At 58.9% G+C, this 14,172-nt stretch carries 14 protein-coding genes; 4 read left to right on the top strand and 10 right to left on the bottom strand.

The window, feature by feature from the left end:
• Positions 1-247: 247 nt before the first annotated feature.
• Genes AC30D9_RS22055 through sdhC form a run of 4 tightly spaced genes read right to left on the bottom strand, consistent with a single transcriptional unit; the run spans position 248 to position 3,476 of the window.
• Entirely contained in the window at positions 248-952 is a 705-nt protein-coding gene (locus AC30D9_RS22055) for a succinate dehydrogenase iron-sulfur subunit (protein WP_018610098.1), read from the bottom strand.
• Positions 953-963: 11 nt separating this feature from the next.
• Positions 964-2,736, bottom strand: coding sequence for a succinate dehydrogenase flavoprotein subunit (gene sdhA, locus AC30D9_RS22050; protein ID WP_134925321.1), 1,773 nt, complete (start codon positions 2,734-2,736; stop codon positions 964-966).
• A gap of 3 nt (positions 2,737-2,739) precedes the next feature.
• A complete protein-coding gene (gene sdhD, locus AC30D9_RS22045) occupies positions 2,740-3,108 on the bottom strand; it encodes a succinate dehydrogenase, hydrophobic membrane anchor protein (RefSeq protein ID WP_003179222.1) in 369 nt (122 codons plus the stop codon).
• Positions 3,102-3,476 carry a succinate dehydrogenase, cytochrome b556 subunit gene (sdhC, locus tag AC30D9_RS22040; protein WP_003179220.1) on the bottom strand — a complete coding sequence of 125 codons (375 nt, stop codon included), beginning with the start codon at positions 3,474-3,476 and terminating at the stop codon, positions 3,102-3,104. Before sdhC ends, sdhD begins: the two co-directional genes overlap by 7 nt.
• 365 nt (positions 3,477-3,841) lie before the next feature.
• On the opposite strand from sdhC, the gene gltA reads away from it, so the two are divergent.
• Positions 3,842-5,131 (top strand): citrate synthase, encoded by a 1,290-nt coding sequence (gene gltA / locus AC30D9_RS22035; RefSeq protein WP_134925322.1) that lies wholly within the window; start codon positions 3,842-3,844, stop codon positions 5,129-5,131.
• Positions 5,132-5,408: 277 nt separating this feature from the next.
• Here gltA and AC30D9_RS22030 read toward each other — a convergent pair whose 3' ends face one another.
• From AC30D9_RS22030 to AC30D9_RS22020, 3 genes are all read right to left on the bottom strand, one after another.
• Positions 5,409-7,067, bottom strand: coding sequence for a cation acetate symporter (locus AC30D9_RS22030; RefSeq protein ID WP_134925323.1), 1,659 nt, complete (start codon positions 7,065-7,067; stop codon positions 5,409-5,411).
• On the bottom strand, positions 7,064-7,375 hold the full coding sequence (locus tag AC30D9_RS22025) for a DUF485 domain-containing protein (RefSeq protein ID WP_060741155.1): 312 nt from the start codon (positions 7,373-7,375) through the stop codon (positions 7,064-7,066). Before AC30D9_RS22025 ends, AC30D9_RS22030 begins: the two co-directional genes overlap by 4 nt.
• A 312-nt stretch (positions 7,376-7,687) precedes the next feature.
• Positions 7,688-8,542, bottom strand: a complete 855-nt coding sequence (locus tag AC30D9_RS22020) for a glycine betaine ABC transporter substrate-binding protein (protein WP_307574043.1) — start codon at positions 8,540-8,542, stop codon at positions 7,688-7,690.
• A 428-nt stretch (positions 8,543-8,970) separates the two neighbouring features.
• Between AC30D9_RS22020 and AC30D9_RS22015 the strand changes: the two genes are divergently transcribed.
• Together AC30D9_RS22015 and AC30D9_RS22010 are read left to right on the top strand one after the other, a co-directional pair.
• Positions 8,971-10,269 carry an alpha/beta fold hydrolase gene (locus AC30D9_RS22015; RefSeq protein ID WP_134925325.1) on the top strand — a complete coding sequence of 433 codons (1,299 nt, stop codon included), beginning with the start codon at positions 8,971-8,973 and terminating at the stop codon, positions 10,267-10,269.
• Complete coding sequence (locus AC30D9_RS22010; RefSeq protein WP_134925326.1) at positions 10,262-11,050, top strand: MlaA family lipoprotein; 789 nt, start codon at positions 10,262-10,264, stop codon at positions 11,048-11,050. The genes AC30D9_RS22015 and AC30D9_RS22010 overlap by 8 nt, the downstream gene beginning before the upstream one ends.
• A gap of 132 nt (positions 11,051-11,182) precedes the next feature.
• Here the strand turns inward: AC30D9_RS22010 and AC30D9_RS22005 are convergent, their stop codons facing one another.
• Positions 11,183-12,097 carry a DUF808 domain-containing protein gene (locus AC30D9_RS22005; protein ID WP_490144838.1) on the bottom strand — a complete coding sequence of 305 codons (915 nt, stop codon included), beginning with the start codon at positions 12,095-12,097 and terminating at the stop codon, positions 11,183-11,185.
• Between the two features lie 131 nt (positions 12,098-12,228).
• Here AC30D9_RS22005 and AC30D9_RS22000 point away from each other — a divergent pair, with 131 nt between their 5' ends.
• Positions 12,229-12,837 carry a TetR/AcrR family transcriptional regulator gene (locus AC30D9_RS22000; RefSeq protein ID WP_046065644.1) on the top strand — a complete coding sequence of 203 codons (609 nt, stop codon included), beginning with the start codon at positions 12,229-12,231 and terminating at the stop codon, positions 12,835-12,837.
• Between the two features lie 135 nt (positions 12,838-12,972).
• Here the strand turns inward: AC30D9_RS22000 and AC30D9_RS21995 are convergent, their stop codons facing one another.
• Positions 12,973-13,431: an REP-associated tyrosine transposase gene (locus tag AC30D9_RS21995; RefSeq protein WP_307574236.1), complete on the bottom strand. Its 459-nt coding sequence runs from the start codon at positions 13,429-13,431 to the stop codon at positions 12,973-12,975.
• A 119-nt stretch (positions 13,432-13,550) separates the two neighbouring features.
• Positions 13,551-13,991, bottom strand: a complete 441-nt coding sequence (locus AC30D9_RS21990) for a GlcG/HbpS family heme-binding protein (protein WP_490144837.1) — start codon at positions 13,989-13,991, stop codon at positions 13,551-13,553.
• Between the last annotated feature and the right edge of the window lie 181 nt (positions 13,992-14,172).

Here is a 14,172-nt window from a genome sequence, read left to right as displayed (position 1 = left end):
ATTAGGGGAACACCACCGGCGAAAACACCGAGCAAACTTGCAGAAGTCCGAGTGCAGCGACTAAAACAAGCCACTTAGGATCACGCTGATAGTCCGGGTACCAGCCCGGATGCCCCTGCTTGTCTCATTTCTTCAAAATAAGAACCGCCGCTTTGTGAGCGGCTGTTCTGGTTATAGCCAAGACGCGGGTTGAAGCCCACGCCCAGGCCTTTACGGGTACAGCGGTTCTACGGGTACAGCAGCTGAATCACACGCCGCTTTGCAGCAACATGTTACGTACGTGACCGATGGCCTTAGTCGGGTTCAGGCCTTTCGGGCAGACGTTGACGCAGTTCATGATCCCGCGGCAGCGGAATACGCTGAACGGGTCATCCAGTGCAGCCAGACGCTCGGACGTCTTGGTGTCACGGCTGTCTGCCAGGAAGCGGTACGCTTGCAGCAGGGCGGCCGGGCCCAGGAACTTGTCCGGGTTCCACCAGAAGGATGGGCACGAGGTCGAGCAACAGGCGCACAGGATGCACTCGTACAGACCGTCGAGCTTCTCACGCTCTTCCGGAGACTGCAGACGCTCGATGGCCGGAGCCGGCGTGTCGTTCTGCAGGTATGGCTTCACCTTCTCGTATTGCTTGTAGAAGATGCTCATATCCACGACCAGGTCACGGATAACCGGCAAACCTGGCAGCGGACGAACGATCAGCTTGTTGCCCTTGACCACGGCGGACAGCGGCGTGATGCAGGCCAGGCCGTTCTTGCCGTTGATGTTCATGCCGTCGGAGCCGCAAACGCCCTCGCGGCAAGAGCGACGATAGGAAAAACCTTCGTCCTGCTCTTTGATCAGGGCCAGCACGTCCAGCACCATCAGGTCCTTACCACCGGTATCGACCTGGAAATCCTGCATGAACGGCGCAGCGTCCTGATCAGGGTTGTAGCGATAAACACTGACTTGCAACATAGCGGTCACCCTTAATAAGTCCGGACTTTTGGTTCGAAAGTCGGAACAGTCTTCGGCGAGAAGTTCACGGCACGCTTGGCGACGCGTTTTTCACCCGGGAAGTACAAGGTGTGGCACAGCCAGTTTTCGTCGTCACGGTCTTCATAGTCTTCGCGGGCGTGAGCACCACGGGACTCTTTACGTACTTCTGCGGCGATGGCGGTGGCTTCGGCCACTTCCAGCAGGTTCTGCAATTCCAGCGCTTCGATACGGGCAGTGTTGAACGCCTGCGACTTATCGTTGATCTTCACGTTGGCGATTCGTTCACGCAATTGCGCCAGTTGGGCGATACCCTTCTGCATGTATTCGCCGGTACGGAATACACCGAAGTAGTTCTGCATGCAGTTTTGCAGCTCGCGACGCAGGGTCGCCACGTCTTCGCCTTCGGTACGCGAGTTCAGAGCGGACAGGCGCGCCAGGGCCGCTTCGATGTTGGCGTCGGTGGCATCGTCGTACTCGATACCGTCGGACAGCGCTTTCTCCAGGTGCAGGCCGGCAGCGCGGCCGAAGACCACCAGGTCGAGCAGCGAGTTACCGCCCAGGCGGTTGGCACCGTGAACCGATACGCACGCCACTTCACCCACTGCGAACAGGCCAGGGATGATTTCGTCGACGCCTTCGGCGTTCTGGGTGATTGCCTGGCCATGAATGTTGGTGGCAACGCCGCCCATCATATAGTGGCAGGTTGGAACCACTGGAACCGGCGCGACGACCGGGTCGACGTGAGCGAAGGTCTTGGACAGCTCGCAGATGCCTGGCAGGCGGCTGTGCAGCACTTCCTCGCCCAGGTGGTCGAGCTTGAGCATCACGTGGTCGCCGTTCGGGCCACAGCCGTTGCCGGCGATGATCTCTTTAACCATCGAACGAGCCACGACGTCACGACCGGCAAGGTCCTTGGCGTTCGGAGCATAACGCTCCATGAAACGCTCGCCGTGCTTGTTGATCAGGTAACCACCTTCACCACGGCAACCTTCGGTCACCAGTACACCGGCGCCGGCGATGCCGGTCGGGTGGAACTGCCACATTTCGATGTCTTGTACCGGCACGCCAGCACGCAGGGCCATGCCGACACCGTCACCGGTGTTGATCAGGGCGTTGGTGGTGGAGGCGTAGATACGGCCAGCACCGCCGGTCGCCAGCACGGTGGCCTTGGCGCGGATGTAGGTGGTTTCGCCGGTTTCGATGCAGATCGCGATCACGCCGACGAAGGCGCCGTCCTGGTTTTTCACCAGGTCAACGGCGTAGTACTCGTTCAGGAACGTGGTACCGGCTTTCAGGTTGCCCTGATAAAGGGTGTGCAGCAGCGCGTGACCGGTACGGTCGGATGCCGCGCAAGTACGCGCAGCCTGGCCGCCCTTGCCGTAGTCCTTGGACTGGCCACCGAACGGACGCTGGTAGATGCGGCCGGTTTCGGTACGCGAGAACGGCAGGCCCATGTGGTCCAGCTCGAACACCGCGGCTGGGCCCTCCTGACACATGTATTCGATAGCGTCCTGGTCACCGATGTAGTCGGAACCCTTGACGGTATCGTACATGTGCCAGCGCCAGTCATCGTTCGGGTCGGCCGAAGCGATGGCGCAGGTGATGCCGCCCTGGGCGGAAACAGTGTGCGAACGGGTCGGGAAAACCTTGGTGATCACCGCAGTCTTGTGCCCGCCCTGTGCCAGTTGCAGCGCTGCGCGCATGCCGGCACCGCCACCACCAATGATGATGGCGTCGAAAGAAATCGTTGGAATGTTAGCCATGGATCAGATACCCCAGAGAATCTGCACACCCCAGACGAAGTAAGCGAACATCGCAACGCCGCATACCGCCTGGAAGAGGAAACGTACGGCAGTCGCCGACTTGCCGAACGCCATTTGCGTCAGGTAGTCGGTCGCGATGGTCCACATGCCGACCCAGGCGTGAGCGCCCAGTGCGACGAGTGCCAGCAGACTGAAGATACGCATCCAGTTGTTTGCGAACAGTTCATGCCATTGGGCATAGCCCAGGCCAGGGTTTGCCACGACATATCCGATCAGGAAAATGAAGTAAGCCGCGAGAACGACCGCAGACACACGCTGGGCCATCCAGTCGTAGAGGCCCGAACGCGAAAGGTTCGTGACGTTGGTTACCATATCCAGACTCCTGCCAGAACGATCAGCACCGCAGACACGGCGATAATGATTTTCGAGCCCAGCTTGCCGCCTTCCAGCGTCTCACCGATGCCCATGTCCATGATCAAATGGCGCACACCGGCGACCAAGTGATACAGCAAGGCGGACAGGATGCCCCAAATCACTAGCTTGGCTAGCGGACTGGTCAGACACGCTTTCACCTGACCGAAGCCTTCTTCCGAATCGAGCGACTTGTCCAATGCATAAAGCATGATGGCCAGGCTGACGAAGAGGATGACACCGGAAATACGGTGAAGAATGGACGTGTAAGCAGTGACTGGGAGTTTGATGGTCCTTAGGTCTAGGTTTACAGGTCGTTGGCTTTTCACGGCTTTTTTTTCACACTGAAGAGCCCCTAACAATCAGGGCAAAGTTGTTGGGGCGCGCACTGGTCAGGTACTCACCACCCAGGGAGTGACGACCCCCAAGAAAGCAGGCCCAAAAGCCCCTGGCGGTCGGTGGCCGAGTATAGACAGTTAGGCTACTAATGACAACGCGTTCACCTTCCCCTAATAGCGGATTGCACATATGCGGCAAAAGGCGTAAACGGCAGGCAATTTCGCGGAAAAAGTCCGGTTAAAGCCTTCTGGAGCAAGACTTTAGGCAAATTGACATTCGGATTTATCTCACTATAGTGGTGCGGGCCCTGCGTGGGGGGTCTGTCTGATGATTTCAAGCATTAATAGGAGGCCACATGGCTGACAAAAAAGCGCAGTTGATCATCGAGGGCGCAGCCCCCGTCGAGCTGCCCATTTTAACCGGCACCGTTGGTCCCGATGTAATCGACGTACGGGGCCTGACGGCCACGGGCCGTTTCACCTTTGACCCAGGTTTCATGTCGACCGCCTCGTGCGAGTCGAAAATCACCTACATCGACGGCGACAACGGCATCCTGCTGCACCGCGGCTACCCGATCGAGCAACTGGCTGAAAAATCGGACTACCTGGAAACCTGTTACCTGCTGCTCAACGGCGAGCTGCCAACCGCAGAGCAAAAGGCCCAGTTCGTCAGCACCGTGAAGAACCACACCATGGTTCACGAGCAGTTGAAGACCTTCTTCAACGGCTTCCGTCGCGATGCCCACCCGATGGCCGTCATGTGCGGCGTTGTCGGCGCCCTCTCAGCCTTCTACCACGACTCCCTGGACATCAATAACCCCCAGCATCGCGAAATCTCCGCGATCCGCCTGGTGGCGAAGATGCCAACCCTGGCAGCCATGGTCTACAAGTACTCCATGGGTCAGCCCATGATGTACCCACGCAACGACCTGAACTATGCAGAGAACTTCCTGCATATGATGTTCAACACCCCGTGCGAGATCAAACCGATCAGCCCGGTGCTCGCCAAGGCCATGGACCGGATCTTCATCCTCCATGCCGACCACGAGCAGAACGCCTCCACCTCCACCGTGCGCCTGGCCGGTTCCTCGGGTGCCAACCCGTTCGCCTGTATCGCCGCCGGTATCGCCGCACTCTGGGGCCCTGCCCACGGCGGTGCCAACGAAGCGGTACTGACCATGCTCGATGAAATCGGCGATGTCTCGAACATCGACAAGTTCATCGCCAAGGCCAAGGACAAGAACGATCCGTTCAAGCTGATGGGCTTCGGTCACCGGGTCTACAAGAACCGCGACCCGCGCGCCACCGTCATGAAGCAGACCTGCGACGAAGTGCTCAAGGAACTGGGGATCACCAACGATCCGCAACTCGAACTGGCCATGCGCCTGGAAGAGATCGCCCTGACCGACCCGTACTTCATCGAGCGCTCGCTGTACCCGAACGTCGACTTCTACTCGGGGATCATCCTCAAGGCGATCGGCATTCCAACCAGCATGTTCACCGTGATCTTCGCCCTGGCGCGGACCGTGGGCTGGATCTCCCACTGGAAAGAAATGCTCTCCAGCCCGTACAAGATCGGCCGTCCGCGCCAGCTGTACACCGGCTACGAGTCGCGTGACATCACCAAGCTGGAAGACCGCAAGTAAGACCTGCCTTGCAATAAGGTCCCAAGCTGCACCAAAACAGCCCCTGCTTCTTATATAAGAGCGGGGGCTGTTTTGTTTGTGCCCTCCTTATCTGATCCAGAATCTGCTGTGACAGACCCGGCGCATCGCGAGCAGGCTCGCTCCCACACTGGAATGCACTCCCCTTGTGGGAGCGAGCCTGCTCGCGATGGCGTCATCACTCACACCACTGTTATCGCACACAAAAAAATACCCCAGCCTCTCGACCGGGGTATTTCTTCAAGCACTTCCCACTACATCAATGGTTAACCGCCCCACTCGCCCCCAGACCAGTCTGCGAACGCACGAACTGCGGGAAGAACAGCGCCCGCTCATTTTCGCCTTCAACCGACTTGTCGGTGATGGAGAAGAACCAGATGCCGACAAAGGCAATCGCCATGGAGAACAGCGCAGGGTATTCGTACGGGAAGATCGCCTTCTCGTGACCCATGATCTGCACCCAGATGGTCGGCCCAAGCACCATCAGACCCACGGCACTGACCAGGCCCAGCCAGCCGCCAACCATGGCGCCACGGGTGGTCAGCTTCTTCCAGTACATCGAAAGCAGCAGTACCGGGAAGTTGCAGCTCGCCGCGATGGAGAACGCCAGGCCCACCATGAACGCGATGTTCTGCTTCTCGAACAGGATACCCAGGCCGATCGCCAGCACCGCCAGGGCGATGGTGGTGATTTTCGACACGCGAATCTCTTCCTTCTCGTTGGCCTTGCCTTTCTTGATCACGCTGGCATACAGGTCATGGGATACCGCCGAGGCACCGGCCAGGGTCAGGCCTGCAACCACCGCCAGGATGGTGGCGAACGCTACGGCCGAGATGAAGCCCAGGAAGATGCTGCCGCCCACGGCGTTGGCCAGGTGCACCGCCGCCATGTTGTTACCACCGAGCAAGGCACCTGCCGCGTCCTTGAAGGCCGGGTTGGTGCTGACCAGCAGGATCGCGCCGAAACCGATGATGAAGGTCAGGATGTAGAAGTAGCCGATGAAACCAGTGGCATACAGCACGCTCTTGCGCGCTTCCTTGGCGTCGCTCACGGTGAAGAAGCGCATCAGGATGTGTGGCAGGCCGGCGGTACCGAACATCAGTGCCAGGCCCAGGGAGAAGGCCGAGATCGGATCCTTCACCAAACCGCCAGGGCTCATGATCGCCTCGCCTTTAGGGTGCACCTTGACCGCTTCGGCAAACAGCATGTTGAAGTCGAAGTTGACGTGCTTCATGACCATCAAGGCCATGAACGAAGCACCCGACAGCAACAGCACCGCCTTGATGATCTGTACCCAGGTGGTCGCCAGCATGCCGCCGAACAGCACGTAAAGGCACATCAGAACACCCACCAGGATCACCGCGACGTGGTAGTCCAGGCCGAACAGCAGCTGGATCAGCTTGCCGGCACCGACCATTTGCGCGATCAGGTAGAACGCCACCACCACCAGCGAGCCACAGGCGGACAGACTGCGGATCTGGGTTTGCCCCAGGCGATAGGACGCCACGTCGGCAAAGGTGTACTTGCCCAGGTTACGCAGGCGCTCGGCGATCAGGAACAGAATGATCGGCCAGCCCACCAAAAAGCCGATGGAGTAGATCAGCCCATCGTAGCCAGAGGTAAACACCAAGGCGGAAATACCCAGGAAGGACGCCGCCGACATGTAGTCGCCCGCGATTGCCAGGCCGTTCTGGAAGCCGGTGATCTTGCCGCCGGCTGCATAGTAGTCGGCCGCCGAGTTGTTTTTCTTGGACGCCCAGTAGGTGATATATAAAGTCGCGCCAACGAAGGCCACGAACATCAGGATAGCCGCGACGTTGAGGGGTTGTTTCTGCACGGCACCGGTCAGGGCTTCAGCCGCCCAGGCGCCCGGAGCGAACGCTGCGATGCTCAATAGAGCCAGTAGACGCCGGATCATTGCTGAGCCTCCTTGAGAATCGCATTGTTCAGGTCGTCGAACTCGCCGTTGGCGCGCCGCACGTAAATACCGGTCAGGATGAAGGCCGAGACGATCAGGCCGACACCGATGGGAATGCCCCAGGTAATGGTGGACTCAGGCGTGATCTTGGCCCCGAGAATGTGTGGCCCGTAGGCGATCAGAAGAATGAAGCCGGAATACAGCCCAAGCATGATCGCCGAGAGAATCCAGGCGAACTTTTCCCTTTTTCTCACCAGCTCCTTGAAGCGCGGGCTGTTTTGAATCGAGAGGTAAATGCTGTCGTTCATTGTTTTTATCCTCGCAGCACAGATTTAATTGGAACGACTCTACTCTATGCGGCTCAAGGCGAGGTTCCAGACGACCTTAGTATTAGAACGACATGACGGATTCGCCAGTTTCCCGCAAAACTTTCGCAATCCCTTGTGGGAGCGGGCTTGCTCGCGAATGCGACCTGCCTGTGAATCCGCTGCTGGCTGACCCACCGCTTTCGCGAGCAAGCCTGCTCCCACAGGGGTTTGCGCAAGCTGAAAAATTGCAGGCATAAAAAAACCGCATGACGCAAAGTCATGCGGTTTTTCCGAACAGCTAAACCAGGCCGATTACTTGCCGGTCCACTCTTTCACGCGATCCGGGTGCTTGGCGACCCAATCCTTGGCGGCGGCGTCAGGCTTGGCGCCTTCCTGGATCGCCAGCATGACTTCGCCGATCTCGTCTTTCGACGCCCACTGGAATTTCTTCAGGAACGCGGCCACTTCCGGGGCCTTGGTGTCCAGTTCCTTGCTGCCGATGCTGTTTACAGTCTCAGCCGCGCCGTAAACGCCTTTCGGGTCTTCCAGGAAGCGCAGTTTCCACTTGGCGAACATCCAGTGCGGCACCCAACCGGTGACGGCGATGGATTCGTTTTTCTTCTCGGCACGGGTCAGCTCGGCGATCATGCCGGCGCCGGAACTGGCCTTGAGTTGATAACCTGTCAGGTCGTAATCCTTGATCGCCTGTTCGGTCTTGAGCATCACGCCTGAACCGGCGTCGATGCCGACGATGCGCTTCTTGAAGGAGTCGTCGGTCTTGAGATCCTCGAGCGACTTGGCCTTGACGTATTCCGGCACGATCAGGCCGATTTTCGCGTCCTTGAAGTTGGGACCGTAATCGACCACGTTGTCTTTGTTCTTGGCCCAATAGTCGCCGTGAGTCACCGGCAGCCAGGCCGAGAGCATTGCGTCGAGCTTGCCGGTGGCCACGCCTTGCCACATGATCCCGGTCGCGACCGCTTGCAGCTTCACGTCATAACCAAGTTTCTGCTTGATCACTTCGGCGGCCACGTGGGTGGTCGCGACGCTGTCGGACCAGCCGTCAACGTAACCGATGCTCAGGGTTTTGGTTTCGGCGCTGGCCAGGGTGGAGCTGATCGCCAGTACCAGTGCGGCACCTGCGCCCAAGAGTCGTCGCATCTTCATCGTTACTTCCCCGAAAGTGCTGCGCCCGGCGGATGCCGAGCGACGTCAACGTATTGTTATGGTGCTCAGCGCCCCCATCACGCTCACCTGCAAACCGGCCCGAACGCCAGTGGAGTACTGACTCGTTGATCATCAACCTGCGCCGATCCGGAACCTGCTCTACCTGCGACGTCGAAGCAACGAGAAACGACATCAGAACGCCAGCTCCCTTTGTTCCAGGCATTTGCACCACCGTCGCTGCACGAAAGACTTTGCGGTCAAATCCGGCAAACGCCAGATAACTAGCCGCCACCACGCCCGACCGTGTATCGTCCCGCTACTATCGCACCCCGTCCGCGCCTGTTTTGTGCCCGTCATGGCACTTGGCTCTGCTTCGGTGGTCATAGCCTGCGAACCTCATTCGGCACCTTCCTCTAAGGGATTCAGTCATGCTCCGTTCCTTGCGCTTCGCTGCCCTTCTCGGCGGCCTTATCCTGAGTGCGTCCGCGCTGGCGGCAGATATTGACGCCGCCAGCTATGGCTACCCCTTGACCAACCCGTTCGAGGCGACCATCGCCACCACGCCGCCGGACCTGCGTCCGGAGCTGCCGCTGATCGAAGACATCAACCAGGCCGACCACAGCCTGACCTTACGCCCGGAACGCGAGTTCATCCTGCCGGACAACTTCTGGCCGGTGAAGAGCCTCACCTACCGCATGGCCACCCAGGACAAGCCCGCACCGCTGATTTTCCTGATCGCCGGCACCGGTGCGCGCTTTGACAGTAGCATCAATGAATACCTCAAGCGCCTCTACTACAAAGCCGGCTACCACGTGGTGCAGTTGTCATCGCCCACCAGCTTCGACTTCATGAGCGCCGCTTCGCGCTTCGCCACGCCAGGCATTTCCAAGGAAGACGCCGAAGACATGTACCGGGTGATGCAAGCCGTGCGCGCGCAAAACCCCAAGCTGCCCGTGACCGAGTATTACCTCACCGGCTACAGCCTCGGCGGCCTGGATGCGGCCTTCGTCGCACACCTGGACGAAACCCGGCGCAGCTTCAATTTCAAGAAAGTGCTGTTGCTCAACCCACCAGTGAACCTCTACACCTCGATCACCAACCTGGACAAACTGGTCCAGACAGAGGTCAAGGGCATCAACAACACCACCACTTTCTATGAACTGGTGCTGAACAAGCTGACCCGCTACTTCCAGCAAAAAGGCTACATCGACCTCAACGACGCCTTGCTCTATGACTTCCAGCAGTCCAAGCAGCACCTGAGCAACGAACAGATGGCGATGTTGATCGGCACCTCGTTCCGCTTCTCGGCGGCCGATATCGCGTTCACTTCGGACCTGATCAACCGTCGCGGCCTGATCATCCCGCCCAAGTTCCCGATTACCGAAAGCACCAGCCTGACGCCGTTCCTCAAGCGTGCGCTGCAATGCGATTTCGACTGTTACCTCACCGAGCAGGTCATCCCGATGTGGCGCGCGCGCACCGACGGCGGCAGCCTGCTGCAACTGGTCGACCAGGTCAGCCTGTACGCGCTGAAGGATTACCTGCACGACAGCCCGAAGATTTCCGTCATGCACAATGCCGACGACGTCATTCTCGGCCCGGGCGACCTGGGCTTCCTGCGCAAGACCTTTGGCGATCGCCTGACGGTTTATCCACTGGGCGGCCACTGCGGCAACCTTAACTACCGCGTCAACAGCGACGCCATGCTGGAGTTTTTCCGTGGCTAAATACCTGCTGCTTATCGCCGCGTTAATGAGTGCGGGCATGGTCCATGCCGACAACAGCAAGGCCAATGCGCCTGTGGTGGTGGATTCGGACGGTTTCAAGGAACCGTTGACCAAGCTCAAGTTCAACCCGGGACTGGACCAACGCGAGTTCGAGCGCTCCACGCTCAACGCCCTGAACGTCTATGACCCGCTGGAGTCCTGGAACCGTCGGGTCTATCACTTCAACTACCGCTTCGACCAGTGGGTGTTCCTGCCCGTGGTCGACGGCTACCGCTACGTCACGCCCAGCTTCGTGCGCACCGGGGTGAGCAACTTCTTCAATAACCTGGGAGACGTGCCGAACCTGATGAACAGCCTGCTGCAATTCAAGGGCAAGCGTTCGATGGAAACCACGGCGCGACTGTTGCTCAACACCACCGTCGGCATCGCCGGCCTGTGGGACCCGGCCACCGCCATGGGCCTGCCGCGCCAGAGCGAAGACTTCGGCCAGACCCTGGGCTTCTACGGTGTGCCCAGCGGCGCGTACTTCGTGCTGCCGATCTTCGGCCCTTCGAACCTGCGCGACACCTCGGGCCTGCTGGTGGACTATACGGCTGAATCTGCGATCAACTTCCTGAATGTCTCCGAAGTCAGCGCCAACCACCCGGAACTCCTGCTCCTGCGTGGCGTGGACAAGCGCTACCAGACCAGCTTCCGCTATGGGCAACTGAACTCGCCGTTCGAGTATGAAAAGGTGCGCTACGTGTACACCGAGTCGCGCAAACTGCAGATTGCCGAATAACTTCTGGCTACCCCAAAACCCACTGTGGGAGCGAGCCTGCTCGCGATAGCGATCTGTCAGTCAACATGAAGCTGACTGTCAGGCCCTCATCGCGAGCAGGCTCGCTCCCACAATGGTTATGTATTTCCCGATTCAGCCTTTCAGCGCCTTCCAGACTTTGCCCACCGCCAGCACACCCACCAACACGGCTGCCCCCGCGACAATCCCCGCCACCGCATTCAACAACATCGGCACGATAAACCCGGCACCGCCGGCGCTGGCCGTCACGCCTTCGATCCAGTGATGCACCACCGGCACACCATGGGTCAGGATGCCACCGCCCACCAGGAACATCGCCGCCGTGCCGATCACCGACAGGCTTTTCATCATGTAGGGTGCTGCACTCAGGATGGCGCCGCCGATGCTTTTGGCGGCCTGGCCTGGCTTCTGCGTCAACCACAGCCCCAGGTCATCGAGCTTGACGATCCCGGCCACCAGGCCATAGACACCAATGGTCATGACGATGGCAATGCCCGACAAAACGATGACTTGCTGGGTCAGCGCGGCATCGGCGACGGTGCCGAGGGTGATGGCGATGATTTCCGCCGACAGGATGAAGTCGGTGCGTACGGCGCCCTTGATCTTGTCCTTTTCAAAAGCCACCAGATCGACCGCCGGATCCGCCACCGCCTCGACCAGTTGCGCATGTTCGGCCTGGTCTTCGGCCTTGCTATGAAGGAACTTGTGGGCCAGTTTTTCGAAGCCTTCGAAACACAGATAGGCACCGCCTACCATCAACAACGGCGTCACCAACCAAGGGACAAAGGCGCTGATCGCCAGCGCCGACGGCACCAGGATCAACTTGTTGATAAACGATCCCTTGGCCACCGCCCACACCACCGGCAGTTCCCGCTCGGCACGCACACCAGAGACTTGCTGGGCATTGAGCGCCAGGTCATCGCCGAGTACCCCGGCGGTTTTCTTGGCGGCCATCTTAGTCATCAACGCTACGTCGTCGAGCACGGTGGCGATATCGTCGATCAGTACCAGCAAACTGCTTCCGGCCATGGAGGGGCTCCTTGAACAATAATGCTGCGCAGCATACCGCGAGCAGCGCCCCCATAGGGCATTCTTGAGCGCCGCGCGAGGCCGGTGCTACCATGCGCCACCGCCAGAATAGGCAAGGAACCCCTGGGTTTATGAGCACGATCCGCGAGCGCAACAAAGAATTGATCCTGCGTGCCGCCAGCGAAGAATTTGCCGACAAGGGCTTCGCCGCGACCAAGACCAGCGACATCGCGGCCAAGGCAGGCCTGCCCAAACCCAACGTCTACTACTATTTCAAATCCAAGGAAAACCTCTACCGCGAGGTCCTGGAAAGCATCATCGAGCCGATTCTCCAGGCTTCGACACCGTTCAATGCCGACGGCGTGCCCGGTGAAGTGCTGAGCCATTACATCCGCTCCAAGATCCGCATCTCCCGCGACCTGCCCTTCGCCTCGAAAGTCTTCGCCAGCGAAATCATGCACGGCGCCCCGCACCTGAGCCCCGACCTGGTGGAACAACTCAACGCCCAGGCCCGGCACAACATCGACTGCATCCAGACCTGGATCGACCGCGGCCAGATCGCCCCGATCGACCCCAACCACCTGATGTTCAGCATCTGGGCCGCCACCCAGACCTATGCCGATTTCGACTGGCAGATCAGCGCCGTGACCGGCAAGGCCAAGCTCGATGAGGCGGATTACGAAGCGGCGGCGCAGACGATTATCCGGTTGGTGTTGAAGGGGTGTGAGGTGGATCGCTAGGCTCAGGACCGAGTTGCCTTCAATCGCGAGCAGGCTCGCTCCCACAGGGTTTTGCTGTGAATAAAGAACCTGCGAACAACCTGAATTCCTTGTGGGAGCGAGCCTGCTCGCGATTGAAGGCAACTCGGTTTCATGTCAAAGCCAAATGGCATCCCACAGCGGATAATCGCCAAGTCGCTTCACCAGGCCAGCCCGCAATGGGTTAGCGACGACATAGCGAGCCATTATTATCAACTCGTCCTCCCGCCGCAGGGCCCGGTCATGAAATCCTTGCTGCCAAAGGCTGACTTTATTACCCAGGCGCAGATTTACAGCTTTGGTACTCAATGATTTGGTCCTTTGCATCAACTCACTCAAAGATCCCCTGCGCAATTCGATCAACCAATGGAAATGATCAGGCATGACCACCCAGGCCAATGAGTCGGCCCAGCCTTGTTCCTGAGCTTTTCGAAATTGCTCAACGACCAATCTACCCAGGATAACGTCCTTAAAAACTGGCATGCGGCCAGATGTGTTGGTGGTCAGTAAATAAACCCGACTGGATTCGGCGTAGCGACCGAGGCGCAGTTTATGTGAAGCAGGTGAACCAGGCATTCCTTGCCCCTTTAATGATTGACTCATGAAGAAGGCTAGATCTGTGAATGCCTGGATAGGAGGCAAACTTTTTAGCTGGATGTGTCTGCTCGCGATAGCGAACGATCAACCACCGCAAATCAAACAGTAACCCCCACATCCGCCCTCAACTGCACCGCCTCCACGGCCCTGACCGCCACCTGCTCATCCACATCCGAAACATCCCCACTGACACCAATCGCCCCCAGCACCCTCCCATCCTGATCCCTGATCAACACCCCACCCGGGGCCGGTACGACGCTGCCCTGCCCCAACCCATTCAAGGCCGCAAAGAACGCCGGGCGTTGCTGGGCGTCCTGGGCGAGCAGGCGCGAGCCTTTGCCCAGGGCGATGGCGCCCCAGGCCTTGCCGATGGCTATTTGTGGGCGCAGCAGGCTGGCGCCGTCTTCGCGTTGCAAGGCAACCAGGTGGCCGCCGCTGTCCAGGACCGCGACGGTCAAGGGTGCGGCGCTGATTTCACGACCCGCGGCAAGGGCCTGCCCCGCCAGGTTGACGGCAATTTCCAAGGTTAGAACGCTCATGGGTGCTGTCCTTCTTTTGTTATGGGAGAGCCTTTAGGGCTTCACTTTCAGCAAAACCGAACACAACAAATAGAACACAACTGTACATCTTTTTGTATACAATAATTTTCTCAATTCCCCGAAATCGATGAAACACCGCAGCAAAATCTAGGTTCAGACGAATGAAACAAGCGCTTGATGA

Source organism: Pseudomonas sp. DF11 (genome assembly GCF_058148565.1).
Note: the sequence above shows the minus strand (reverse complement) of the source record. Positions and strands in the feature narration are given on the sequence as shown.